Here is a 24,846-nt window from a genome sequence, read left to right as displayed (position 1 = left end):
AAAGGGCCTATCCGACCGAGCTGTAGGCCACTACACCCCGAAGTAGGGCGTCCACGGCCTTACGGGCATTGCGCGCCACCGTGCTCCCGCCCGCCGAGGACGCCGGGGCCGAGGAGCCCGGGGCCGCCGCGGCGATCTGCCCCAGGACGTCGATGACCTGCTTGCACCAGCGCACGAAGTCACCGGCCGGCATCTCCGCCTCGCGCAGCACCTCGTCCAGGCTCTTGTCGGAGGCCCACTGGTACGCCGCCCACGCGAAGCCGAGGTCCGGCTCGCGCTGGCCCACGCCCTCCGCCTGGTTGATGCGGTGCTCCTCCTCCAGCGCGTCGAGCCGGCCCCAGATCCGGACCATCTCGCCGAGCGCCGCCTTGGCCGGACCGTTGGGCACCTTCGGCGGCACGGCGTCGTCCGACTGCCGGGCCTCGAAGACCAACGCCGAGACGCAGGCCGCCAGTTCCGCCGGGCTGAGCCCCTCCCAGACCCCCTCGCGCAGGCACTCCGACGCCAGCAGGTCGAGCTCCCCGTAGAGCCGGGCCAGCCGCTTGCCGTGCACGGTGACCTCGTCCTCGCGCAGGTAGTCCAGCTCGGTCAGCAGCGCGTGGATCCGGTCGAAGGTGCGGGCGATGGTGTTCGTCCGGCCCTCGATGCGCCGCTCCAGCTGCTGCGTGTCCCGCTTGAGCCGGTGGAAGCGCTCCGCCCACCGCGCGTGGTCCTCACGCTCGTCACAGCCGTGACAGGGGTGCGCGCGCAGCTCGGCCCGCAGCCGGGCGATCTCGCGGTCGTCGGCCGCCGCCGCCCGGCCCGGACGGTGCCGCTCGGGCGCGATGTGACCGGCCTTGTTGCGCAGCGCCGTCGCCAGGTCCCTGCGGGACTGCGGCGAACGGGCGTTGAACGTCTTGGGGATCCGCATCCGGTCGATGGCTTCGACCGGCACCGGGAAGTCGATCGCGGCGAGCCGCTTGACCTGCCGCTCCGCGGTCAGCACCAGCGGGCGCGGACCCTCGGCGTACTCGTACCCGCGGTGGCCGTGGACCCGCCCCGCCGGCACGCCCGGGTCCAGCACCAGCGCGAGCCCGGCGAACTTGCCCGTCGGCACGTGGATGACGTCGCCCGGCTTGAGCCGCTCCAGCGAACTGGCCGCCTGCGCCCGGCGCTGCGCCGCGCCCTGCTTGGCCAGGTCCGTCTCACGGTCCTTCAGGTCGCGGCGCAGCCGCGCGTACTCCTCGAAGTCGCCCAGGTGACAGGTCATGCCCTCGCGGTAGCCCGTCAGGCCCTCCTCGTTGCGCTGGACCTGCCGGGAGATGCCCACGACGGAGCGGTCGGCCTGGAACTGCGCGAAGGAGGTCTCCAGGAGCTCGCGCGAGCGGTGCCGCCCGAACTGCTGGACCAGGTTCACGGCCATGTTGTACGAGGGCTTGAAGCTGGAACGCAGCGGATAGGTACGGGTACCCGCGAGCCCCGCCAGCCCCACCGGGTCCATGCCGCGCTGCCAGAGCACCACCGCGTGGCCCTCGACGTCGATGCCGCGCCGCCCGGCGCGGCCGGTGAGCTGCGTGTACTCGCCGGGGGTGATGTCGGCGTGCTGCTCGCCGTTCCACTTGACCAGCTTCTCCAGGATGACCGTGCGCGCGGGCATGTTGATGCCCAGCGCGAGGGTCTCGGTGGCGAAGACGGCCTTGACCAGACCGCGGACGAAGAGCTCCTCCACGACCTCCTTGAAGGTGGGCAGCATGCCCGCGTGGTGCGCGGCGATGCCCCGCTCCAGGCCTTCGAGCCACTCGTAGTAGCCCAGGACGTGCAGGTCCTCGGCCGGGATGGAGGCGGTCCGCTCCTCGACGATCTCGCGGACCTTCAGCCGCGCGGTGTCGTCGTTGAGCCGCAGGCCCGCGTACAGGCACTGCTGGACGGCGGCCTCGCAGCCGGCCCGGCTGAAGATGAAGTTGATGGCGGGCAGCAGGTTGTCGCCGTCCAGGCGCGCGATGACCTCGGGCCTGCTGGGGGTCCAGATCCGGCCTCGGGAGCGGCGCTCGCGCTCGCGGTCGGCCTCGCGGACCATCTTGCCGCGCCGCCGGTCCTTGGGGCTGTAGGTACGGGTGTTCTCCTCGCGGGCCATGCGCAGCAGGTCGGGGTTGACCTCGCGGCGCGCGGAGCCGCGGCCGCCGTGGTCGGACTCCTCCTCGAAGAGGTCGTAGACCCGCCGGCCGGCCATCACGTGCTGCCACAGCGGTACGGGCCGCTCCTCGGAGACGATCACCTCGGTGTCGCCGCGCACGGTGTCGAGCCAGTCGCCGAACTCCTCGGCGTTGGAGACGGTGGCGGACAGCGACACCAGGGTCACCGACTCGGGGAGGTGGATGATCACTTCCTCCCAGACGGCTCCGCGGAACCGGTCGGAGAGGTAGTGCACCTCGTCCATCACGACGTAGCCCAGGCCCAGGAGCGACCGGGAGCCCGCGTAGAGCATGTTGCGGAGCACCTCGGTGGTCATCACGACCACCGGCGCCTCGGAGTTGACGCTGTTGTCGCCGGTCAGCAGGCCCACCTCGGAGGCGCCGTAGCGCTTGACGAGGTCGGCGTACTTCTGGTTCGACAGGGCCTTGATCGGCGTCGTGTAGAAGCACTTGCGCCCCTGCTGGAGCGCGAGGTGCACGGCGAACTCGCCGACGATGGTCTTTCCCGAACCGGTCGGGGCGGCGACCAGGACGCCCTTGCCGGCCTCCAGTGCCTTGCAGGCCTCGACCTGGTACGGATCCAGGTCGAATTCGTACATCTCGCGGAAGGGGGCCAGGGCGGTGGCCTCTTCGGCGGCGCGGATCCGGGCAGCGGCGTACCGCTCGGCGGGGGAGAGTTCTTCGGTCATCTTGCTGTCGAGCCTACCCGCCACCTCCGACAACAGTCGCGATCATTTAAGTGAGCAGCCGCAGGGCCCCGGGGACGCACCGCGCGGTCACCGGCAGCGGGCCCAGCCGCTCCCCGTCGGCGTAGGCGGTGAGCGCGGCCGACTCCAGGGTGACCTCGGCGGCCCGGTGCACGGTGACCTTGGGGTGGGTGAGGTGCGTCCCCTTGTAGACCTGCGGGAACACCTTCAGCAGGGTGCCGCGGCCGCAGTCGCCGACCACCGTGACGTCGAAGAGCCCGTCGTCCGGCTCGGCGTCCGCGCAGATGCGCATCCCGCCGCCGTACGAGGACCCGTTGCCGACGGCCACGAGCGTGGCCTCCGTCTCGATCACCCGTCCCCCGTCGAGGGTGATCCGGTACGGGAAGGGCCTGAAGGCGGCCAGCTCCGCGAGGATGGCCAGGTCGTACTTGAAGCGGCCGAGCGGCAGCCGCATCCGGTTGCCGCGGTCGTTGACCCGCGAGTCGAAGCCGGAGCACAGCACGGTCCCGTACCAGGTGTCACCGGCGCGGCCGAGGTCGATCTCCCGTATCCGGCCCTCCTTGAGGGCCTCGGCGGCGAGACGCCCGGCCCGCTCGGGCTCCCGTACGGGCAGTCCCATCGAGCGGGCGAAGTCGTTCCCGGTGCCGGCCGCGACCACGCCGAGGGGGACCGCCGTCCCGGCCAGTGCCTGGAGGGCGAGGGAGACCACCCCGTCACCGCCGACGGCGATCACCGCGCCGGTGCCGTCGCGGACGTCCGCGCGCAGCCGGGCCAGGGCGTCGGCCGCGTCGGTGCCGACCACGGTCCGGACGGAGAATCCGGCCTCCCGGAGCGCGGAAGCGGCCGGCTGCGCGGCGTGCGCGCCCCGGCCGCGTCCCGCGGTGGGATTGACGAAGAGGGTGATCTCGGAGGACACCCGGGGAATGTACCCGAGGGTGATCTCCGCGCTCACCCGCCCCCCGGGGGGGGCGCCTCCCGGCGGCGGCCGGGGGCGCACCCGTCAGGTGGCGTCGTCGTAACCGTTGATCTGCCGACGCCCGCCGTCGGCCTGCTCGGGGAGCGCGGAGGCGGCCGGGGCCCGCTCCGCCGCGCCGATCGGGGCCGGGGTCAGGTCGACCTCGGAGGCCTCGTCGTCGTCGAGGTCGGCGTCGGGGTTGGCGCGCTTGCGGCGCCGGTCGTTCAGCAGGCAGATCCCGAGGGCGATGAAGTACAGGGCCACGATCGGGGAGGCCAGCGTCAGCATGGTGAGCGGGTCGCCGGTGGGCGTCGCGAAGGCCGCGAAGATCGTGATGCCGAGGACCATGGCACGCCACCAGCTGCCCAGCCGCTTGGCGCTCAGCACACCGGTGAAGTTCAGCAGCACCAGCATCAGCGGCAGCTCGAAGGCCAGGCCGAAGACCACGACCATGCGCGTGACGAGGTCGAGGTAGTCGTCGACCGGCAGCAGGTTCTTGACGTGGTCCGGGGTGAAGCCGAGGAGGATCTCCGCCGTCTGCGGCAGGATCTTGTACGCGAGCACCGCGCCGGCGAGGAACAGCGGGGCGCCGACCGCGACGAAGCTCAGCGCGTACTTCTTCTCGTTGCGGTGCAGGCCCGGGGCGGCGAACGCCCACAGCTGGTAGAGCCAGACGGGCGCGGACAGCACGACGCCCGCGGACAGACCGACCTTCAGCGCGATGGAGAAGGGCGCGGTCAGGCCGTTCGTCGTCATCTCGGCGCAGGGGGCACCGTTGCTCTGGTGCGTGGCCCCGTTGGTGCAGCCGACGGACGAGAGCATCGGCTCCAGCAGGAAGTCGATGATCGGCCGGTAGAAGTAGGCCGCGACGATGGTCACCACGACGATCGCCAGCACCGACTTCAGCAGGCGGTTTCTCAGCTCACGCAGGTGCTCGACCAGCGGCATGCGCCCTTCGGCGTCCTTGGCCCGGTCCTTGTTCCCCTGCTTGCGGGCAGACTTGAGCAACCCACGTCCCTTGTCTCGTTACAGATGACTCGTACGACGGGCGACCGCCGGATGTCAGGCCTGGGTGGTGCGGTTCGGCTCGCTGACCGGGCGGGCGCTGGTGACGTCGCCCGGAGCGGCCTGGATGGTGCGCGGGGCGACGGGCTGGGCCGGGGCCTGGTCGGCGACCGGAGCGGTGGCCGCGGCGTCCTCGGCCTCGCCGTCCTTCTTCATGGCCTTCGCCTCGCTCTTGAGGATCCGGGCCGACTTGCCCAGGGAGCGGGCCATCTCGGGAAGCTTCTTGGCGCCGAACAGCAGCACGATGACAGCGATGATCAGAAGGATCTCAAGGGGCTTCAGATTGCCGATCATGTGTGTCTTCCTTCTCACCGAAACGGCTGGTTGTGGTGGCCCGGCGCCTCCGGACGGAGCTCCGGCACCTCTCTGACAAGGATCGTAACCCCCGAGGGTTAACGCCCGGCAATCCCCCGGGGTATCCCCGCTTGCTTACCGCACCGACGGTACGGGTCCTCCTCCACGGATTCCATAAGCGCGGGCCGACGGCCCGCGCGTCTACGGCCGCAGTCCCTGTCCGGCCCGTGCCAGGTCGGCCGCCGCCTGCTCCAGGTCCCCCGAGGCCTGGGTGATCCGGCGGCTGGCCAGGGCCACCTGCCCGGACAGCCGCCGCACCTCCAGGAAGACCCGCACGGCCAGCACGGCGAGAACGGCGACCCCGAGGAAGCCCAGGACAATTGCGAGCATCGGCCACAGCATGGGACGAGCCTAGCGCGCCCGCCTCACACGCTGCGCAGCGTGCTCACCCCACCGCCCGTCAGCAATTCCACAATGCGTTCACCTGCGGGTTTACGGACCGGAGCCGAGCACTCGGGGCAGGTGAAGGAGTAGAAGGTGGCCCGCCGGCCGATCGCCAGCCGCAGCGCGTCCGCGGCCAGCTCGAAACGGGCCCGGCACTCGGGGCAGGCCGCCTTGAAGGTGACCGCTGCCGGCCCGGATGATGGCGACATCGCTGTCCGCTCCCCCTAGACCCGTTCCCCGTACCCCGCGAGTGCCTCTGCGGCGGCCTTCCGCGCGCTCTCCGCCAGTTCCGGAGGCGACACGATCCGGCCGTCCCGGCCCAGGCGCAGCGCCAGCCGGCGCAGGGAGGCCGGGTCGGGGCTGCGCAGGGTGATCCGCAGGCCGCCGTCGGGCCGCTCCTCGGCACTGTCGTGCGGGTAGTACTCGGCGACCCAGCGCCCGCCGGGCCCCACCTCGACCACCACCTCCGGGTCCTCGGCGGCCGGCTGCACCAGCCCCTCGGACAGGTCCCGGGGCTCGATCGCGGGCGGCTCGGCCCGCTCGTCGAGCAGCCTGATCTCGGCCACCCGGTCGAGCCGGAAGGTGCGCCGGGCCTCCGAGAGGTGACACCACCCCTCCATATAGGTGTGCCCCACGGCGAACAACCGGATCGGGTCGACGGTGCGCTCGGTCAGCTCGTCACGGGCGGGCGAGTAGTAGCGCAGCCACAGCCGCCGCCGCTCCGCGATGGCCCGGTCGACGTCCGCGAAGACCCCGCCCTCGGACTCGAAGGTCACCGACAGCCGGGAGCTGGCCCCGGCCGCCTCCCCGGCGGCCGCCTCCAGCTTCGCGGTGGCGCGCAGCAGCGCGTCCCGGTCGCTCTCGCGCAGCCCCGGCAGGGTCGCCACCGCGCGGGCGGCGACCAGCAGGGCCGTCGCCTCGTCGGCGGCCAGCCGCAGCGGCTCGGCCGTGGACTCCCCGGAGGCGTCGGGATTGCGCCACCAGATGCGCTCCCCGTCGGTGTCGATGTCGAGCAGGTCCCCGCCGCGGAAGCTGGTCCCGCACATGGGCAGGACGTCGAGGTCCGAGATCAGCTCGTCCTCGGTGATCCCGAAGGCGCGGGCGACGTCGGCGACGTGCGCGCCCGGCCGCTCGCGCAGGTAGGTCACCAGGGACAGCATCCGGCGGGTCTGGTCGATGGCGTTGGCAGCCATGCTGGTACGTCTCCCCCTCAGGGCGTTGCTACGGATGGTGCGGTTCAGCCCCGGGCGACGGCGCGCAGCCGGTCCACCACGTCGGCCCGCAGATCGGCCGGCTCCACCACGACGACGTCCGGGCCGAACTCCACGAGCCAGGCGTCGAGCCCGTGCCCGTAGGGGACCTCCAGCTCGTCCCAGCCGTCGGCGCCCTCGCGCACGGCGGTGGCCTTGGCCCGCAGCGGGTACCCGGCCCCGGCCCGCAGGCGGAGCAGCGCGGAACGCTCGCCGCCCTCCCCGGCCCAGCTCGCCACGGTCTCCCGCACGGTCACCACGTCGGGCACCTCGGCGGTGTACTTCCCGGCCCGGGAACGGACCTTGCCGGTGATCCGGGAGAGCCGGAACACGCGCTCCGCCCCGCGGTCGCGGTCGTACCCGGCCAGGTACCAGTGGCCGCGCCAGCACTCCAGGGCCCACGGCTCGACCTGACGGGGCTCGGGCCGGGCCGCGTTGGACTTGCGGTACTCGAAGACGACCGGCCGCCGGTCGCGGCAGGCCAGCATCAGCGGCTCGAAGGCCGCTTCGTGGACCGGGATGCGCGGCTCGATGGCACTGTGCTGGCCCTCGTACGGGTCACCGGCCTCCGGCATCCCGCCGGCCCGCAGCTTCTGCAGGGCGCCACTGGCCGCCCCGGCAAGCCGGGCCTGCTGCCACACCTTGGCCGCCAGCCCCAGGGCGGCGGCCTCCTCGGCGTCCAGCGAGACGGGCGGCAGCCGGTTGCTGTCCCGGCGGGCCAGGTACCCGGTCTCCCCCTCCAGGTTCTCCACCGTCTCGATCACCAGACCGAGTTCGCGCAGATCGTCCTTGTCCCGCTCGAACATCCGGTTGAAGGATTCGTCGTTCCCGGCTTCCAGGTAAGCCTCGATGGAACCGCGCAGCTCACGCTTGCTGAGGGGACGACGGGTCCCCAGCAGACACAGCGCCAGATTCATCAGCCGCTCGGCCTTGGCAATCGCCATCGACGCCGTTCCCCCGCTCCTCGACACACACTCGTGACCGTTGACCGTACCGCCCCGGCCGTCCCGGACAAAAGCGAGGGCCCCCGCCTCACGGCGGGGGCCCTCACGGTGACTGCCGGTGAATCAGGCGGCCATCAGGTCACAGACGAAGATCAGCGTCTCGCCCGGGGCGATCGCGTCGCCCGCGCCGCGGTCACCGTAGGCCATGTGCGCCGGGATCGTCAGCTTGCGACGGCCGCCGACCTTCATGCCCGCGATGCCCAGGTCCCAGCCCGCGATGACGCGGCCGGCACCGAGCGGGAACTGCAGCGCGGAGCCGCGGTTCCACGAAGCGTCGAACTCCTCACCGGTGGAGAAGGCCACGCCCACGTAGTGGACGGAGACCATGGAACCGGCCTTGGCCTCGGCGCCGTCGCCCTCCCAGATGTCCTCGATGACGAGGTCGGTCGGAACCGGGCCCTCGGGGAAGTCGATCTCGGGCTTCTCGAGCTTCTGGCTCACGGAACTGCTCCTCATACGTACGAAACGGTCAACCGGAACAGTCTTACACTGCCCCGACGATGTCCACGACGAAGACCAGCGTCGAGTTGGCCGGCAGGTCCTCGCCCTTGGCCTGATCCTTGTACGCCTGCTCCGGCGGGATCACCAGCAGCACGCGGCTGCCGACCTTCTTGCCCACCAGGCCCTTGTCCCAGCCCTCGATGACCTGGCCCTGACCGATCACCGTCGAGAACGGCGCCCCGGTCTTCCAGGACGTGTCGAACAGCTTCGCCGCGTCCTTGCCCTGGTTCGGCGCCCACGCCGCACCGCTGTACTGCATGTACACGGTCTGGCCGGACTTGACCTCAGGACCCTTGCCCTCGATCAGGACCTTGTCGACCAGCTCCTTCGGAGGGTCGTTCTTCGGGACCGTGATCGTCGCGGCCTCGTCCTTGTCCGCCTTCACCTGCGGCAGGTCGGACGGGATCGGCGCCTGCGTGCCCTCGGCCTTCTTCGGCATCACCGAATCCAGGTCCAGCACGAACACCAGGTTGTCGGTCGGCCCGACCCCCAGCTGGGGCTGGCCCTGCGCACCGAACGCCGCCGCCGGCGGGGCGACGACCAGCACACGGCTGCCGACCTTCTTGCCGAGCACCGAGTCACTGAACAGCGGCAGGATCGACTGCGAACCGGCCGGCACGACCAGCGGCTGGCCGTCCTTGTCGTACGAACCCTGGAGGTCCTTGCCGCTCTTCCAGACCTTGCCGGTGTACTTCGTCAGGACGAGGTCGTCCTTCTTGATCTCCGGGCCGCTGCCCTCCGTGACGGTGTGCACCACGAACTTGCCGCTCGGGTCGCCCTTGGGGACGGTGATCTCCGCCTTCTTCCCCGCCTCGCCCGCCACCGACGGCATCGGGTCCGCGGAGTCCACCGGCTTCGGAACGTCGGCGGGCTTCGAGGCGTCGGCCGACGGAGACGCGGAGTCCTTCTTCCCGGAGTCGTCGCCCCCTCCGCAGGCCGCGGTGAGCATCAGAGCCGGCACGATGAGCGCGGCAGCAAGTCGGCGTCGCACAGTGGTCCTCAGGGTCGCTGGAATGGTCCGTCCTAGCGGCCCACTCTACGGGCTGCCCCTCCGCGACAAGGCGGTGGCGTGCGAAGACCCCGCACGCCACCGCGCACGGGGTCCCCGGACCACCGGCTCACATGCCGGCGATGAGCTTCTCCACCCGGTCGTCCACCGACCGGAACGGGTCCTTGCACAGCACGGTCCGCTGCGCCTGGTCGTTGAGCTTCAGGTGCACCCAGTCGACGGTGAAGTCCCGCCGCTGCTCCTGCGCCCGGCGGATGAAGTCGCCACGCAGCCTGGCCCTCGTCGTCTGCGGGGGCACCGACTTGCCCTCGAAGATCTTCAGGTCGTTGCAGACCCGCGCCGCCTGCCCCTTGCGCTCCAGCAGGTAGTACAGCCCCCGCCGGCGGTGGATGTCGTGGTACGCGAGGTCTATCTGCGCGACCCGCGGATTGGACATCGTCATGTTGTGCTTGGCCCGGTACCGCTCGATCAGCTGGTACTTCATGACCCAGTCGATCTCCGTGCCGATCCGGTCCAGGTCCTCGGCCTCCACGGCGTCCAGGGTCCGGCCCCACAGCTCCAGGACCTGCTCCACCACCCCGGTGCGGATGCCCCGCCGCTCGGCGAAGTCCAGCGCCTTCTCGTAGTACTCGCGCTGGATCTCCAGGGCCGACGCCTCGCGACCGCTGGCCAGGCGCACCTTGCGCTGACCGGTGATGTCGTGGCTGACCTCCCGGATCGCCCGGATCGGGTTCTCCAGGGTCAGGTCCCGCATCACCGTGCCCGCCTCGATCATGCGCAGCACCAGGTCGGTGGCCCCGACCTTGAGCAGCATGGTCGTCTCGGACATGTTCGAGTCCCCGACGATCACGTGCAGGCGCCGGTAGCGCTCGGCGTCCGCGTGGGGCTCGTCCCGGGTGTTGATGATCGGCCGGGACCGGGTCGTCGCGGAACTGACGCCCTCCCAGATGTGCTCCGCCCGCTGGCTGACGCAGTAGACCGCGCCCCGCGGGGTCTGGAGCACCTTGCCCGCGCCACAGATCAGCTGGCGCGTGACGAGGAAGGGAATCAGGATGTCCGCCAGGCGGGAGAATTCTCCGTGCCGGGCCACGAGATAGTTCTCGTGGCAACCGTACGAATTGCCCGCCGAGTCGGTGTTGTTCTTGAAGAGGTAGACGTCGCCCGCGATTCCCTCCTCGTGCAGGCGACGTTCAGCGTCGACGAGCAGGCCTTCGAGAATGCGCTCGCCGGCCTTGTCGTGGGTGACCAGTTCGATCAGGTTGTCGCATTCGGGAGTTGCATATTCCGGATGCGATCCCACGTCGAGGTACAGACGGGCGCCGTTCCGCAGGAAGACATTGCTGCTGCGGCCCCATGACACAACACGGCGGAAGAGGTAGCGCGCCACTTCGTCAGGAGACAGTCGGCGCTGTCCCCTGAACGTGCACGTGACGCCGTACTCGTTCTCCAGCCCGAAAATGCGGCGGTCCATGACTGAACATTACGCCTTCTGCCCTCTTCTGAAACCGGGTTCGAGAGCGGCGTTCCGATCAGTTTTTGACCATCGGCTCCACGACGGCCCCCACGGCACCCTCCACCGGTCCCGTCGAGGACCCCGCGACGGCGCGGCTGCGACCCCCGCCGGACAGGGCCCGCTGAGTCACCGTCAGCACCAGCAGCGCCGCGACACCCGCCGCGCACGCCACCGCGTAGCCCGCCACGGTGCCACCCGCCTCCACCGCCGGACCGGCCGCCGCCGTACCGATGGCCGCACCCACCCCGAAGAACGTCACCAGCCAGGAGAAGGCCTCCGTCAGAGTGCCCGCCGGAGCGTGCCGGTCCACCACCACGAACGCACACGCCAGCGACGGGGCCAGGAACACCCCCGCCAGCGCCGACAGCCCCACCATCGCCACCGTGCCCACCGGAACCGTCAGCGGCAGGTAACACACCGCCAGCAACGCCACCAGAAGCCGCAGCCGCCGCTCCGGCGCACCGGCCCACTGCCGCGCCCCGTAGAACACGCCGCCGAACAGGGCGCCCAGCCCCAGCGCCGCCAGCAGCCAGCCGTACACCGCCTGACCGCCGTGACCGTCCGCGTACGACACCGCGGCCACCGTGATCGCCCCCAGCGCCATCCCCACGAAGAAGAACGCCCCCAGCAGCGCCAGCAGCCCGCGCGAACGCAGCGCCCCCAGCCAGTGCGCCTCACGCGGCTCCGAACGCCAGGTACGCGAAGGCTCCGACACCACCACAGACAGCGCGCCCAGCACCCCCAGCGCGTTCAGCGCCAGCAGCGCCACCGCCGGCGACCACAGTGCCACGAACAGGGTCACCAGCAGCGGCCCGACCGTGTACATGACCTCCTGCGCCACCGCGTCCATGGCGTACGCGGCGTGCACCCGCTCCTCCTTGCCGCCGAGCACCTTGGGCCACAGCGCCCGCAGCCCGCCCTCCAGCGGCGGCGTGAACAGGCCCGCGATCACCACCGCCGCGTAGGCCACGACAGCCGAACCCGTACCCGCCAGGGCCAGCCACACCATGCCCAGCGCCGAGACCACGGCCGCCGGCAGCTGCACGCGCGGCTGCCCGTACAGGTCCACCGCCCGGCCCAGCAACGGCTGACCCACCGCGTTGGCCAGCCCGTACGCCGCCGCGAGCGCGCCCGCCAGGCTGTAGCTGCCCCCCTCGGCCCGGGTGAAGAGCACGATCGCGATCGGCCCGGTACCGTTCGGCAGCCGGCCCATCAACGTCCCCGCCAGCAGCCTCGCCGCGTGCCGGGTCCTGAGCAGCTCCGCGTATCCCGCGGCCATGTCCGCCCCCTTCTGCCCGGACCCTGCCGGAGTAATACGTATAACTTGACCCGTCATACGTACCATGGCGGCAGTCCACAGGTCCACCCGCCGAACCACCCCCACCCCCTCCCACCTCGCACTTCAGGAGCACCGTGTGACGAGACCCACCAGCCGCGACGTGGCCACCGCCGCCGGGGTCTCCCAGGCCACCGTCTCCCTCGTCCTCGGCGACAAATGGCGCGGCCGCGTCTCCGAACGCACCGCCACCCTCGTCCGCGAAGCCGCCACCGCACTCGGCTACCGCCCCAACCTCGCCGCCCGCAACCTCCGCCTCGGCAGCACCCGCACCGCCCTCCTCGTCGTCCCCGCCCTCACCAACGAATTCTTCGCCCGCGTCTACACCGGCGCCGCCCGCGTCGCCGCCGACCACGGCTTCGGCGTCGTCCTCTACCCCTCCCCCGACGGCACCGGCCCCGCCCGCGACCCCTTCGCCTCCGCCCGCGCCGCCCTCGACGGGGTCATCGCCTCCTCCATGGCCGCCGACGCCCTCACCGCCATCGGCGGCGACGGCCTCCCCCTCGTCATGCTCGACAGCGACCCCACCGCCGGAACCGCCGCCGCCCACGTCAACCTCGCCATGACCGACGGCGTCCACCAGGTCACCACCCACCTCCTCGGCCACGGCCACCGCCGCTTCCTCCACCTCGCCGCCGACATCGAGACCTGGACCTTCGACGTCCGCGCCCGCGCCCTCGCCGCCCGCCTCGGCCCCACCACCGAGCTGCGCACCGTACGGGCCGCGCTCACCGTCGACGCCGCCCGCACGGCCATGGAGGCGGCCCTCGCCGGCCCCCACGACCGGCCCACCGCCATCGTCTGCGACGACGACATCCTGGCCGCCGGCGCCTGCAAGGCCGCCCGCCGCCTCGGCCTGCGCGTCCCCGAGGACCTCTCCGTCACCGGCTTCGACGACCTCGGCCTCGCCACCGCCGTCGAACCCGAGCTCACCACCGTCCGCCTCCCGGCCGAGCTCGTCGGCGAACAGGGCATGACCGCCCTCCTCGCCGTCCTCGAAGGCACCCCCTGGACCGCCCCCGACATCCCCGTCGAACTCGTCGTCCGCGACTCCTCGGGCCCCGCCCCCACCCCCTGAACGCACAGGGGCCCCGGCCCGCCGGAAACGGCGGACCGGGGCCCCACGCGCACGCACGCCCTACTCGGCGTCGTCCTCCGGCGCCTCGTCGTTCGACACGGCATCCGCCTGGGCGGCCGCCGGAACGTCCGCCTCCAGCAGCCGCGACAGCTGCCGGCCGCGGATCCGCTTGAACTTGCGCTGCTGCGACCGCGTACGGTCCAGCACCGCCACCTCCAGCCGCTCAGCCGGAATCGCCTTGTCCGCGCCGTTGGCCTGACTGGACAGCGCCTGCACCGCCAGCTTCAGCGCCTCGGACAGGGTCATCCCGTCCTGGTGCCGCTGGTCGAGGAAGGTGCTGATCTGCTCGGCGTTCCCGCCGACCGCGACCGAGCCGTGCTCGTCCACGATCGAGCCGTCGTGCGGCAGCCGGTAGATCTGGTCCCCGGCCGCCGTGGCACCCACCTCGGCGACGACCAGCTCCACCTCGTACGGCTTCTCCCCGGCCGAGGAGAAGATCGTGCCGAGCGTCTGCGCGTACACGTTCGCCAGCCCACGGGCCGTCACGTCGTCGCGGTCGTAGGTGTATCCGCGCAGATCGGCGTAACGCACGCCGCCGATCCGCAGGTTCTCGTACTCGTTGTACTTGCCGGCGGCCGCGAAGCCGATCCGGTCGTAGATCTCGCTGAACTTGTGCAGCGCGCGGGACGGGTTCTCGCCGACGAACACGATGCCGTCGGCGTACTGCAGCACGACAAGGCTGCGACCGCGGGCGATGCCCTTGCGGGCGTATTCCGCCCGGTCGGCCATGGCCTGCTGGGGTGACACATAGAACGGAGTCGACACCGGCTGTCCGTCCCTTTCTTCTGGGCTCCTACGGGGCGACGGATGGTCAGAGCAGGGCGGCGCGCGGGCCGTCGGGCTGCTCGAGACGACGGTTGGTGACCGTACGGGCGAGCTCCTGCGACTCGTCGTCGGTCAGCCTGCGGAAGCCCTCGTCGGTGATGACGGTGACGATGGGATAGATGTGCCGGTACAGGTCCGGACCGCCGGTCGCCGAGTCGTCGTCGGCGGCGTCGTACAGCGCCTGCACGACCAGCGTGGTGGCCTGCTCCTCCGTCAGGTCGGGACGGAACAGCTTCTTCATCGAGCCCCGGGCGAAGATCGAGCCCGAACCGGTGGCGGCGTACCCGTGCTCCTCGGAACGCCCGCCGGTCACGTCGTAGGAGAAGATCCGGCCCTTCTCCTTGGCCTCGTCGTACCCCGCGAACAGCGGCACGACGGCCAGCCCCTGCATCGCCATGCCCAGATTGCTCCGGATCATGGTGGAGAGCCGGTTGGCCTTGCCCTCCAGGGAAAGGGTCGTCCCCTCCACCTTCTCGAAGTGCTCCAGCTCCAGCTGGAACAGCTTGACCATCTCCACGGCCAGACCGGCCGTACCGGCGATGCCCACCGCGGAGTACTCGTCGGCCGGGAACACCTTCTCGATGTCCCGCTGCGCGATCATGTTCCCCATGGTCGCCCGCCGGTCACCGGCGAGCACGACCCCGCCGGGGAAGGTGGCGGCCACGATGGTCGTCCCGTGCGGCGCCTCGACGACGCCCTCGGGCAGCTTGCGGTTGCCCGGCAGCATCTCGGGCGAGTGCGCGCCCAGGAAGTCCATGAAGGACGACGACCCCGGCGTCAGGAAGGCTGCCGGTAGACGCCCTGTGCTACGAGTGTTGGGTTCCACAGGTTTCCTTCCACGTAAGCGGCTGCACGCCGTATGACGTCCGGCCGATCCTTGAACTGCCCCAAGGCTGCGTTGCAGCTGAAGCACAGTACGCCTCGGACCTTACCCGTCTGATGATCGTGATCAACGTGCTCGGCCGGAGCATTCCGACAGACCACGCAGACCCCGCCCTGGGCGGCGATCATCGCATCGCGCTGCGCCTCGGTGATGCCGTACGAACGCTTCAAGTGGCCAGCCCTGCCCTGGATGGCGCGACACGCCTTGCAGCGAGTGGACAACCCGTCCGACGCCGAAGCGTTCCTGTGCCACTCGCTGTGCGGTTTGACCTCACCGCACTGCCGGCACAGCTTGTGACCGGACGGAACGTCCACTTTCTCTTTGACGACCTTGCCCCTGGCCGCCTGGCGGCGCCGGTAGTGCAGGGCTCCGTACTCCGCCACGCACTCCCGGCACCTCGGCTGCAGGCCGTCCCCACGATTCCGATCTGAGGCGAATCCGCTCAGCGGCACGTCCCGGCTGCAGCCGCGACACCACTTGGTTCCATTGGACATGACCCAATGCTGGCGAGTTCACCTTGGATTCGAAGGCTATTCGCCGCCTTTTTGTACGAAGCTCCGAACGAAATCCTCGGCATTTTCCTCGAGTACATCGTCAATCTCGTCAAGTACGGAGTCGACGTCGTCGGAGAGCTTTTCCTGCCGCTCCTTGAGGTCGGTCGATTCCTCGACCGCCGCCTCCTCGACCTCCTCGGTCGAGCGCGTCGCCTTCTGCTGTCCGCCGCCGGTGTCCTTGGTCGCCATGTCTACCTCACCCCGCTCGGTTCGCACGCCCACATGGAAAGGCCCCGGGATTCGGGACCTCTCAAGATCAGACCCTACGTCGGACCCTACAAGGAGGGCCCGACATTCGTCCCCGCACTTTCATAACGTCCGGGCATTCTCATGATTCCCGGACCGGAGCCATTTCAGGCCACCTTCGGGTGCCTCACTGCCCCGAGAGCACCCGCACCAGGTCCTCCGCCGTCCGACAGCGGTCCAGCAGCTCCTTGACGTGGTTGCGGGTCCCCCGCAGGGGTTCCAGGGTCGGGACCCGCTGGAGCGAGTCGCGGCCCGGGAGGTCGAAGATCACCGAGTCCCAGGAGGCCGCCGCCACGTCGTCCGCGTACTGCTCCAGGCAGCGCCCGCGGAAGTACGCCCGGGTGTCCTCCGGGGGCTTGCTCTCCGCCCGCTCCACGGCCGGCTCCTCCAGGAGCCGCTTCATCTTCCCGCGGGCGACCAGCCGGTTGTACAGGCCCTTCTCGGGGCGGACGTCCGCGTACTGGAGGTCCACCAGGTGCAGCCGGGCCGCGTCCCAGCCCAGTCCGTCGCGCCTGCGGTAGCCCTCCAGGATCTCCCGCTTGGCGATCCAGTCGAGCTCTCCCGACAGGCTCATCGGGTCGGTCTCCAGCCGGCCGAGTACGTCCTCCCACCGAGTGAGGACATCCTTGGTCTGCTCGTCCGCGTCCGACCCGAAACGCTCGTCCACGTACTTCCTGGCCAGCTCGAAGTACTCCATCTGGAGTTGTACGGCGGTCAGGGTGCGCCCGCTGCGCAGGGTGATGAGGTGCTGGAGGTCCGGGTCGTGGGAGACCTGGTGCAGGGTGCGCACCGGCTGGTCCACGGCCAGGTCGACGTTGATGAACCCGTCCTCGATCATCGACAGGACCAGCGCGGTCGTGCCGAGCTTGAGGTAGGTGGAGATCTCCGAGAGGTTCGCGTCGCCGATGATCACGTGGAGCCGGCGGTACTTCTCGGCGTCGGAGTGCGGTTCGTCCCGGGTGTTGATGATGGGCCGCTTGAGGGTGGTCTCCAGCCCCACCTCGACCTCGAAGTAGTCCGCGCGCTGGCTGATCTGGAAGCCGTGCTCGCGGCCGTCCTGGCCGATGCCGATGCGGCCCGCGCCGGTGACGACCTGGCGGGAGACGAAGAAGGGCGTCAGGTGGCGCACGATCTCCGAGAAGGGGGTCTCCCGCTTCATCAGGTAGTTCTCGTGCGTGCCGTAGGAGGCGCCCTTGTTGTCGGTGTTGTTCTTGTAGAGGTGGATGGGCTGGGCGCCGGGGAGCTGGGCGGCCCGCTCGGCGGCCTCGGCCATGATCCGTTCGCCGGCCTTGTCCCAGAGCACGGCGTCGAGCGGATTGGTGACCTCCGGCGAGCTGTACTCGGGGTGCGCGTGGTCGACGTAGAGCCGTGCGCCGTTGGTGAGGATGACGTTGGCGAGGCCGATGTCCTCGTCGGTCAGCTGGCTGTTGTCGGCGGCCTCGCGGGCGAGGTCGAAGCCGCGGGCGTCCCGCAGCGGATTCTCCTCCTCGAAGTCCCAGCGGGCGCGTCGCGCCCGGTGCATCGCCGCCGCGTAGGCGTTGACGATCTGGGACGAGGTGAGCATGGCATTGGCGTTCGGGTGCCCCGGAACGGAGATCCCGTACTCCGTTTCGATCCCCATTACTCGCCGTACGGTCATGCGGCCCTCCTTGCCCGGCGGCGCTCCTGTTCGGGAGCGGCGCTCAAGTACCGCTTGTTCTCCGGTGGGTCATGTGCGGTGTCCGTCCCCGCACTGCGGAGGAGGCGGTACGGAAGAGCCTAGAACCACTCCGCGCTGGTGGGGAGATCATTTCAGTCATTGACTTTGCCCTGTCACCGGCCGAAAAGGGCGGGCGGCAATGCCGGGGGGTAAAGCAGTCGGCTGCGGGTGCCCGGTGAGGGCACCCGCAGCCGCCCCGCTCGGTCAGAGGTACTGGCCGGTATTCGCCACCGTGTCGATGGAGCGTCCGGTGTCCGCGCCCTGCTTTCCGGTGACGAGGGTACGGATGAATACGATCCGCTCGCCCTTCTTTCCGGAGATCCGGGCCCAGTCGTCCGGGTTGGTGGTGTTCGGCAGGTCCTCGTTCTCCTTGAACTCGTCCACGCATGCCTGGAGGAGGTGGGAGACGCGCAGGCCCTTCTGGTTGTGCTCCAGGAAGGCCTTGATCGCCATTTTCTTCGCGCGGTCCACGATGTTCTGGATCATCGCGCCCGAGTTGAAGTCCTTGAAGTAGAGGACTTCCTTGTCGCCGTTGGCGTACGTGACCTCGAGGAAGCGGTTTTCCTCGGTTTCGGCGTACATCTGCTCGACGACGGTCTGGATCATGCTGTGGACGGTGCCGGCCGTGGAGCCCTGGTGCTCGGACAGGTCGTCCGTGTGCAGGGGCAGCGAGGCCTTGAGGTACTTGGCGAAGATGTCCTTGGCGGCCTCCGCGTCCGGGCGCTCGATCTTGATCTTCACGTCGAGGCGGCCGGGGCGCAGGATGGCGGGGTCGATCATGTCCTCGCGGTTGGAGGCGCCGATGACGATGACGTTCTCCAGGCCCTCCACACCGTCGATCTCGGCGAGGAGCTGGGGGACGATGGTGTTCTCCACGTCCGAGCTGACGCCGGATCCGCGGGTGCGGAAGAGGGACTCCATTTCGTCGAAGAAGACGATGACGGGGGTGCCCTCGCTGGCCTTCTCACGGGCCCGCTGGAAGACGAGGCGGATGTGCCGCTCGGTCTCGCCGACGTACTTGTTGAGGAGTTCGGGGCCCTTGATGTTCAGGAAGTAGGACTTCCCGGCGGGCTGGCCGGTCACCTCGGCGACCTTCTTGGCAAGGGAGTTGGCGACGGCCTTGGCGATGAGCGTCTTGCCGCAGCCGGGAGGGCCGTACAGCAGGATGCCCTTCGGGGGCCGCAGTTCGTGCTCCTTGAAGAGGTCGGGGTAGAGGTAGGGGAGCTCGACGGCGTCGCGGATCAGCTCGATCTGGTCGCCCAGGCCGCCGATCTTGTCGTAGTCGATGTCCGGGACCTCTTCGAGGACGAGTTCCTCGACCTCGCTCTTGGGGACCACTTCGTAGACGTAGCCGGAGCGGGGCTCCAGGAGCAGGGCGTCGCCGGGGCGGATGGTGATGTCCAGGAGCGGCTCGGCGAGCCTCACCACCCTTTCCTCGTCGGTGTGCCCGACCACCAGGGCGCGCTCGCCGTCCTCCAGGATCTCCTTGAGGGTGACGATGTCGCCGGCGCGCTCGAACTCCATGGCCTCGACCACGTTGAGCGCTTCGTTGAGCATGACCTCCTGGCCGCGCCGGAGGTCTTCCGGTTCGACGCTGGGGCTCACGTTCACGCGGAGCTTGCGCCCCCCGGTGAAGATGTCGACGGTGCCGTCCTCGTTCGCCTGCAGGAAGACACCGAAGCCGGCCGGAGGCTGTGCGAGCCGGTCGACCTCTTCCTTGAGGGCCACGATCTGGTCGCGGGCCTCACGGAGGGTGTTCGCCAGTCGTTCGTTCTGCGCGGAGACGCCTGCCAGATTCGTCTGGAGCTCGACGATCCGCTCTTCGAGAATCCTCGTGTGACGCGGAGAGTCGGCGAGCTTGCGTCGCAGGACGGCGATTTCCTGCTCTAGATAGGCAACCTGGCCAGCGGGGTCCTCAGACCCTCGCCCGGGCCGGATGCCGCGGTTGATGTCGTCGTCGTGGGCTGCCACGGTCCTCACCTCCTCCAAGGGGAGCTGGACGCTTCCTGACCCTACCTGGGCTGGTGGTGATTGAAACCCCTAGATCACAAAGACGGTAGAGGTGTGTCCGATCTTCACCCTTGCGTACTCCCTCACGCCAGGGAAATACCCACCCTTCAACATCGGAAAGCAGCCGGTTGTAAGGTCGAACTGTTCAACACCCGTCAGGGCTCGCGCGACTTGTCGCGAGTTGTGTCCGGGACGGATCACTCAGGGCAGGAAACGGCAGGAGATATGACCGTGCAGCAGGAGGCCCCGACGGGCGGTACCGGCGAGGCCGGGGAGCCGCTTGAGGTCTGGATCGACCAGGACCTCTGCACCGGGGACGGCATCTGCGTGCAGTACGCGCCGGAGGTGTTCGAGCTGGACATCGACGGTCTGGCGTACGTGAAGAGCCCGGAGGACGAGCTGCTGCAGGACGCGGGGGCGACCACTCCGGTTCCGCTGACGCTGCTCCAGGACGTGGTCGACTCGGCCAAGGAATGTCCGGGCGACTGCATTCACGTAAGGCGCGTTTCGGACAGGGTCGAGGTGTACGGCCCGGACGCGGAGTGACGCTTCAAACACGTGTGGCGGCCGAGTCCGTCAGCTCCTGGCGGAATTTCCCGCCGGTCCAGCGCCACTTGGCGAGCTGCTTCACGTCCGGGCTGTAGCGCGGGACCGAGGGCGAGGAGTAGCCGAGGAGGCGTGCGGTGACGGTCCGGTCGCTCACGGTGAGCTCGGTGGCGGTCTGCCGGCGGCCGGCGTCGAGGAGGGTGGCGACGACGCGGGGGGCGGCGCCCTGTTGCCGGTCGCGGGCGAGTACGTAGATCGCGTGGGGCGGGGTGCCCGAGCCCGCGTCGCAGCGTACGGCGACGACCGTCTCGGGGCTGCCGTCGCCGTCGAGGTCGCCTTCGGCGGTGTCCGTGACGACCTGTGGGGCCCCCTTGCAGTCGAGGGGGTACGTGACGGCGTGCGCGTCGGGGGCGGTGGCCGGCGGGCCGCTCGCCGCGGTGGGTCCGGGGGTGGCTCCGGTGGCCCGGTCCGGCTGGAGCAGTCCCGCGCCGGCTATGACGGCGGCCATGGCGCAGGCGGTGGCGACCCAGTGGACGGGTCGGGTGTGGTGGTGCGCCAGGACGTCCGGTGCCGGGGTCGGCGGGGTGGGGCTGTGCAGCACGCGGGGTGTCTCCTGTGCGAAGGGTGACGGGGAGCCAGCATCGTGCCATACCTCACACGGGGGTGGAACGGCCGGGTCCGGGTGGGTTTCCCCGGTGCAACGAAAAGGCGCTGTGGCGCAGTTCCCGGGTTGGCCGGGGAACTGCGCCACAGCGCTTTCGTGTTGGGCGTGAGGACGGGTCCTAGGCGGAGCGGTCGCTGCCGGGGCCCTCGTAGTCCTCGCCGTAGGCGCCCTTGGAGGGGCGGCGGCGGCGCATGGGGGGCTCGACGCCGTCCGCGAGGCGGCGGGCGGTGACGAGGAAGCCGGTGTGGCCGATCATCCGGTGGTCCGGGCGGACGGCGAGGCCCTCGACGTGCCAGTTGCGGATCATCGATTCCCAGGGCTGCGGTTCGGCGTAGCAGCCGAATTCGCGGATGGATTCGACGGTGCGCGAGAGCTGGGTGGTGGTGGCCACGTAGCAGCAGAGGATGCCGCCGGGGACGAGGGCCTTGGAGACGGCCTCCAGGCACTCCCAGGGGGCGAGCATGTCGAGGATCACGCGGTCGACGTCGGTGTCGGACAGGTTGTCCTGGAGGTCGCCCACGGTCAGCTGCCACGCGGGGTGGGGGCCGCCGAAGTAGCGTTCGACGTTGGCCGTGGCGATCTCGGCGAAGTCCGCGCGGCGCTCGTAGCTGTGGAGCATGCCCTGGTCGCCGATGGCGCGCAGCAGGAAGCTGCTCAGGGAGCCGGAGCCCACTCCTGCTTCCACGACGCGGGCGCCGGGGAAGATGTCGGCGAAGGCCAGGATCTGGCCCGCGTCCTTGGGGTAGACCACGGCGGCGCCGCGGGGCATGGACAGGACATAGTCGGGGAGCAGGGGGCGCAGCGCGAGGTACGCGACGTTGCCCGTGGTGCGGACAACACTGCCCTCGGGAGCACCGATCAGCTCGTCGTGCGGGAAGGAACCCTTGTGGGTGTGGAAATTCTTCCCGGCTTCGAGCGTGAACGTGTAGTGGCGGCCCTTGGGGTCGGTGAGCTGAACCTGGTCCCCGACCTCGAAGGGCCCGCGTCGGCGGGCGGCACCGGTCGGTTCGGACATGTGACCAGTGTATTGGGTTCAGGACTGGGGCCGCGCCATGGCCTTCACGAAGGCCTTCTCGACGTCGAGGGTGGACAGGACGCCGTAGATCTCGCCGCCGGTTTCGAGGACGAGGTATTCGCTGGCGGGGGTGGCGCGGAGGTGGTCGAGGAGTTCTTCGCCGGTGAGCTCGGCTGAAACCTTCATGCCGTCGGTGAGGTCCTGGGCGAGGGTGCTGACGGCGACCCAGGGGCGGCGGTGTTCGGGGACGGAGGCGATGGCGGTTTCGCGGACGATGGCGGTGGGGTCGCCGTGGCCGTCGACGACGACGAGGGCGCGGGCTCCGGCTTCGTTGGCGCGGCGGAGGGCTTCGGAGAGGGGGGTGGCGTTCTCGACGGGGATGGCGCGGCGGGTGAGGGCGCGGGCCTGGAGTTCGGGGAGGTGCTCGCGCAGGCGGGCGAGGCGGAGGCTGTTGCCGGCGCCGGTCCAGATGATCGCGGCGAGGATGGCGGCGAGGAGGGCGTCCATGACGGTGTCCATGCCGCCGATCTCCTGGGTGCGGTTGCCGAGGAGTCCGGTGTGGGTGAGGAGGGGGAGCCCGAGGAGGACGGTGACGGCGAGGCCGCGGCCGACCCAGGCGGCGGCGACGGTGCCGGTCATGGGTTTGCCGGTGATGCCCCAGATGACGGCGCGGAGCATGCGGCCTCCGTCGAGGGGGAGGCCGGGCAGGAGGTTGAAGGCGGCGACGAGGAGGTTGGAGATCATGAGGCCGGCGAGGAGGACGCCGGGGACGGTGGCGGGGTCGACGGCCTTCATGCCGAGGTAGAAGAGTCCGGCGAGGACGAGGGAGAGGAGGGGGCCGACGAAGGCGAGGACGAATTCGCGGCCGGGCGTCTCGGATTCCTTCTCGATCTCGGAGACCCCGCCGAAGAACTGGAGCTGGATGCGGCGCACGGGGAGTTTGAAGCGGAGCGCGGCGATGGTGTGCGCGAGTTCGTGGACGAGGACGGAGGCGTAGAAGGCGACGGCGAAGAAGAGGGAGACGAGGTAGCGGGCCGGGCCGAGGTCGGGCAGGACCTGGTCGAGCCGGTCGCCGAAGACCCAGGTGATGAGGGCGGCGACGAGGAACCAGCTGGGCGAGACGTAGACGGGTACGCCGAAGGGGCGGCCCATCAGGATCCCGCCGCCCGGGTCGGAGCGCTTGGGCGTGCGCTCGCCGGTTTCGTCGGTGTCTGCCACGGTTGTCCTTCGTTCGGTGCCGGTGGTTCCAGTGTGGTCCACGTCGTGGGTTCGCCGCTGGTGCGGTAGCGCGGTGTGATGCTCCGATCATGCAGTGCGAGGGCGCCGGAGTCGATGGTATGCGCGTGCTGTCGGCGGTGGGCCGTAGGGTTTCACGCATGACGACGATCCCCGGTGCCGATCCTTCCCCGGCTGCTGCCCGGCCCACCTCGCTGTCGCCTTCGCGGGCGGGTGATTTCATGCAGTGTCCGCTGCTGTACCGGTTCCGGGTGATCGACAAGCTGCCGGAGAAGCCGAGTGCGGCGGCGACGCGGGGCACTCTGGTGCACGCGGTGCTGGAGCGGCTCTTCGATCATCCGGCGGCGGAGCGGACGGCGCCGGTGGCGAAGGCTCTGGTCCCGGGGCAGTGGGACCGGTTGCTGCGGGCGAAGCCGGAGCTGGCGGAGCTGTTCCCGGAGGGGGACGAGGGGGCGGGGCTGGCGCGCTGGCTGACGGAGGCCGAGGCGCTGGTGGAGCGGTGGTTCACGTTGGAGGACCCGACGCGGCTGGAGCCTGTGGAGCGGGAGTTCTTCGTCGAGACGGAGCTGGAGTCGGGGCTGCGTCTGCGGGGGATCATCGACCGGGTGGACGTGGCGCCGTCGGGTGAGGTGCGGATCGTCGACTACAAGACGGGGAAGGCGCCGCGGCCGGAGTACGCCGAGGGCGCGCTGTTCCAGATGAAGTTCTACGCGCTGGTGGTGTGGCGGTTGAAGCGGGTGGTGCCGCGGCGGTTGCAGCTGGTGTACCTGGGCAGTGGGGACGTGCTGACGTACGACCCGGTGGTGGCGGATCTGGAGCGGGTGGAGCGCAAGCTGCACGCGTTGTGGGAGGCCATCCGTGAGGCGACGGAGACGGGTGAGTGGCGGCCTCGGCCGACGAAGCTGTGCGGCTGGTGTGATCATCAGGCGGTGTGTCCGGAGTTCGGGGGGACTCCCCCGGCCTATCCGCTGGTGATCACTCCGAGGCCGGGGGCGGACCGGCCGGCCGATTCCTGATCGTCCGGTCAGGGCACAATGGGCGGGGTCCGCCGATGCCGTCCGACGAATTCGAGGTACACCCCGTGGCGATCCGCGTCCTGCTGGTCGACGACCAGCCACTGCTGCGCACCGGTTTCCGGATGATCCTGGAGGCCGAGCAGGACCTGGTGGTGGTGGGTGAGGCCGGGGACGGTCTGCAGGCGCTGGACCAGGTGCGGGCGCTGCAGCCCGACGTGGTGCTGATGGACATCCGGATGCCGCGGATGGACGGGGTGGAGGCGACGCGGCAGATCACGGGTCCGGAGCGGAACGGGCCGGCGAAGGTGCTGGTGCTGACGACGTTCGACCTGGACGAGTACGTGGTGGAGGCGCTGCGGGCGGGGGCGAGCGGCTTCCTGCTGAAGGACGCTCCGGCGAACGAGCTGGTGCAGGCGATCCGGGTGGTCGCGGGCGGCGAGGCGATGCTGGCGCCGAGCATCACGCGGCGGCTGCTGGACAAGTACGCGGGGCACCTGCCGTCGGGTGAGGACAGCCTGCCGGACACGCTGGGGACGCTGACGGAGCGCGAGGTGGAGGTGCTCAAGCTGGTGGCCCGGGGGTTGTCGAACGCGGAGATCGCGGCCGACCTGTTCGTGAGCGAGACGACGGTGAAGACGCACGTGGGTCACGTGTTGACGAAGCTGGGGCTGCGGGACCGGGTGCAGGCGGCGGTGTACGCGTACGAGAGCGGGCTGGTGCGTCCGGGCGCCCAGTAGCGGGACCCGATCGCGAAGGGGCCGGCGG

Annotated in this window: 25 protein-coding genes; 4 read left to right on the top strand and 21 right to left on the bottom strand. The window is 70.3% G+C overall.

The features are described 5' to 3' along the window. Positions 1-7: 7 nt before the first annotated feature. From ACZ5D2_RS03485 to ACZ5D2_RS03430, 12 genes are all read right to left on the bottom strand, one after another. On the bottom strand, positions 8-2,860 hold the full coding sequence (locus ACZ5D2_RS03485; RefSeq protein WP_468926915.1) for a DEAD/DEAH box helicase: 2,853 nt from the start codon (positions 2,858-2,860) through the stop codon (positions 8-10). A gap of 46 nt (positions 2,861-2,906) precedes the next feature. Further along, positions 2,907-3,794: a diacylglycerol kinase gene (locus tag ACZ5D2_RS03480; RefSeq protein ID WP_371679327.1), complete on the bottom strand. Its 888-nt coding sequence runs from the start codon at positions 3,792-3,794 to the stop codon at positions 2,907-2,909. 84 nt (positions 3,795-3,878) lie between these two features. After that, positions 3,879-4,841: a twin-arginine translocase subunit TatC gene (gene tatC, locus ACZ5D2_RS03475; RefSeq protein ID WP_371679326.1), complete on the bottom strand. Its 963-nt coding sequence runs from the start codon at positions 4,839-4,841 to the stop codon at positions 3,879-3,881. A gap of 54 nt (positions 4,842-4,895) precedes the next feature. Beyond that, positions 4,896-5,192, bottom strand: coding sequence for a Sec-independent protein translocase subunit TatA (gene tatA / locus ACZ5D2_RS03470; protein ID WP_266838152.1), 297 nt, complete (start codon positions 5,190-5,192; stop codon positions 4,896-4,898). A 201-nt stretch (positions 5,193-5,393) separates the two neighbouring features. Beyond that, complete coding sequence (locus ACZ5D2_RS03465; RefSeq protein WP_356215615.1) at positions 5,394-5,594, bottom strand: hypothetical protein; 201 nt, start codon at positions 5,592-5,594, stop codon at positions 5,394-5,396. Between the two features lie 23 nt (positions 5,595-5,617). Next, complete coding sequence (locus ACZ5D2_RS03460; protein WP_266838156.1) at positions 5,618-5,845, bottom strand: CpXC domain-containing protein; 228 nt, start codon at positions 5,843-5,845, stop codon at positions 5,618-5,620. A 15-nt stretch (positions 5,846-5,860) separates the two neighbouring features. Continuing rightward, the gene (locus ACZ5D2_RS03455; protein ID WP_371679324.1) at positions 5,861-6,829 is read right to left on the bottom strand and encodes a helix-turn-helix transcriptional regulator; all 969 of its coding nucleotides are present in this window, start codon (positions 6,827-6,829) and stop codon (positions 5,861-5,863) included. Positions 6,830-6,873: 44 nt separating this feature from the next. After that, positions 6,874-7,830 carry a helix-turn-helix transcriptional regulator gene (locus ACZ5D2_RS03450; protein WP_371679323.1) on the bottom strand — a complete coding sequence of 319 codons (957 nt, stop codon included), beginning with the start codon at positions 7,828-7,830 and terminating at the stop codon, positions 6,874-6,876. A 123-nt stretch (positions 7,831-7,953) separates the two neighbouring features. Then, positions 7,954-8,346, bottom strand: coding sequence for an FKBP-type peptidyl-prolyl cis-trans isomerase (locus ACZ5D2_RS03445; RefSeq protein WP_266838160.1), 393 nt, complete (start codon positions 8,344-8,346; stop codon positions 7,954-7,956). Positions 8,347-8,374: 28 nt separating this feature from the next. After that, positions 8,375-9,382: an FKBP-type peptidyl-prolyl cis-trans isomerase gene (locus tag ACZ5D2_RS03440; protein ID WP_371679322.1), complete on the bottom strand. Its 1,008-nt coding sequence runs from the start codon at positions 9,380-9,382 to the stop codon at positions 8,375-8,377. A gap of 127 nt (positions 9,383-9,509) precedes the next feature. Continuing rightward, positions 9,510-10,871 carry a Pup--protein ligase gene (gene pafA / locus ACZ5D2_RS03435; RefSeq protein ID WP_030233622.1) on the bottom strand — a complete coding sequence of 454 codons (1,362 nt, stop codon included), beginning with the start codon at positions 10,869-10,871 and terminating at the stop codon, positions 9,510-9,512. A 58-nt stretch (positions 10,872-10,929) separates the two neighbouring features. Then, a complete protein-coding gene (locus tag ACZ5D2_RS03430) occupies positions 10,930-12,192 on the bottom strand; it encodes an MFS transporter (protein WP_468926902.1) in 1,263 nt (420 codons plus the stop codon). Between the two features lie 136 nt (positions 12,193-12,328). Between ACZ5D2_RS03430 and ACZ5D2_RS03425 the strand changes: the two genes are divergently transcribed. After that, the gene (locus ACZ5D2_RS03425) at positions 12,329-13,327 is read left to right on the top strand and encodes a LacI family DNA-binding transcriptional regulator (protein ID WP_285539288.1); all 999 of its coding nucleotides are present in this window, start codon (positions 12,329-12,331) and stop codon (positions 13,325-13,327) included. 60 nt (positions 13,328-13,387) lie between these two features. On the opposite strand, the gene prcA is transcribed toward ACZ5D2_RS03425, so the two are convergent. From prcA to arc, 6 genes are all read right to left on the bottom strand, one after another. Beyond that, positions 13,388-14,152 carry a proteasome subunit alpha gene (prcA, locus tag ACZ5D2_RS03420; RefSeq protein ID WP_078950451.1) on the bottom strand — a complete coding sequence of 255 codons (765 nt, stop codon included), beginning with the start codon at positions 14,150-14,152 and terminating at the stop codon, positions 13,388-13,390. Between the two features lie 46 nt (positions 14,153-14,198). After that, positions 14,199-15,038, bottom strand: coding sequence for a proteasome subunit beta (gene prcB / locus ACZ5D2_RS03415; protein WP_030233611.1), 840 nt, complete (start codon positions 15,036-15,038; stop codon positions 14,199-14,201). Beyond that, positions 14,990-15,589, bottom strand: a complete 600-nt coding sequence (locus ACZ5D2_RS03410) for an endonuclease VII domain-containing protein (protein ID WP_030234210.1) — start codon at positions 15,587-15,589, stop codon at positions 14,990-14,992. The genes prcB and ACZ5D2_RS03410 overlap by 49 nt, the downstream gene beginning before the upstream one ends. A 36-nt stretch (positions 15,590-15,625) precedes the next feature. Continuing rightward, positions 15,626-15,838 carry a ubiquitin-like protein Pup gene (locus ACZ5D2_RS03405; protein ID WP_030233608.1) on the bottom strand — a complete coding sequence of 71 codons (213 nt, stop codon included), beginning with the start codon at positions 15,836-15,838 and terminating at the stop codon, positions 15,626-15,628. Between the two features lie 184 nt (positions 15,839-16,022). Further along, positions 16,023-17,534 carry a depupylase/deamidase Dop gene (gene dop, locus ACZ5D2_RS03400; protein WP_030233605.1) on the bottom strand — a complete coding sequence of 504 codons (1,512 nt, stop codon included), beginning with the start codon at positions 17,532-17,534 and terminating at the stop codon, positions 16,023-16,025. A 264-nt stretch (positions 17,535-17,798) separates the two neighbouring features. Beyond that, on the bottom strand, positions 17,799-19,565 hold the full coding sequence (gene arc, locus ACZ5D2_RS03395) for a proteasome ATPase (protein WP_266838169.1): 1,767 nt from the start codon (positions 19,563-19,565) through the stop codon (positions 17,799-17,801). Positions 19,566-19,829: 264 nt separating this feature from the next. Between arc and ACZ5D2_RS03390 the strand changes: the two genes are divergently transcribed. Then, positions 19,830-20,150 (top strand): ferredoxin, encoded by a 321-nt coding sequence (locus ACZ5D2_RS03390; RefSeq protein ID WP_030233599.1) that lies wholly within the window; start codon positions 19,830-19,832, stop codon positions 20,148-20,150. A gap of 4 nt (positions 20,151-20,154) precedes the next feature. Here the strand turns inward: ACZ5D2_RS03390 and ACZ5D2_RS03385 are convergent, their stop codons facing one another. The 3 genes from ACZ5D2_RS03385 to ACZ5D2_RS03375 all read right to left on the bottom strand — a co-directional run bounded on the left by ACZ5D2_RS03385 (position 20,155) and on the right by ACZ5D2_RS03375 (position 22,981). Further along, the gene (locus tag ACZ5D2_RS03385) at positions 20,155-20,751 is read right to left on the bottom strand and encodes a hypothetical protein (protein ID WP_371679320.1); all 597 of its coding nucleotides are present in this window, start codon (positions 20,749-20,751) and stop codon (positions 20,155-20,157) included. A gap of 181 nt (positions 20,752-20,932) precedes the next feature. Continuing rightward, a complete protein-coding gene (locus ACZ5D2_RS03380; protein WP_007263187.1) occupies positions 20,933-21,829 on the bottom strand; it encodes a tRNA (adenine-N1)-methyltransferase in 897 nt (298 codons plus the stop codon). Between the two features lie 18 nt (positions 21,830-21,847). Continuing rightward, positions 21,848-22,981: a site-2 protease family protein gene (locus ACZ5D2_RS03375; protein ID WP_371681331.1), complete on the bottom strand. Its 1,134-nt coding sequence runs from the start codon at positions 22,979-22,981 to the stop codon at positions 21,848-21,850. Positions 22,982-23,205: 224 nt separating this feature from the next. Between ACZ5D2_RS03375 and ACZ5D2_RS03370 the strand changes: the two genes are divergently transcribed. Together ACZ5D2_RS03370 and ACZ5D2_RS03365 are read left to right on the top strand one after the other, a co-directional pair. Next, on the top strand, positions 23,206-24,081 hold the full coding sequence (locus tag ACZ5D2_RS03370; protein WP_371679319.1) for a RecB family exonuclease: 876 nt from the start codon (positions 23,206-23,208) through the stop codon (positions 24,079-24,081). A 65-nt stretch (positions 24,082-24,146) separates the two neighbouring features. Continuing rightward, positions 24,147-24,818 carry a response regulator gene (locus ACZ5D2_RS03365; protein WP_371681330.1) on the top strand — a complete coding sequence of 224 codons (672 nt, stop codon included), beginning with the start codon at positions 24,147-24,149 and terminating at the stop codon, positions 24,816-24,818. Positions 24,819-24,846: the final 28 nt, after the last annotated feature.

Source organism: Streptomyces sp. NPDC031479 (genome assembly GCF_055581065.1).
The sequence above is the reverse complement of the archived record's forward strand: the minus strand, read 5'-3'. Positions and strand labels throughout refer to the sequence as shown.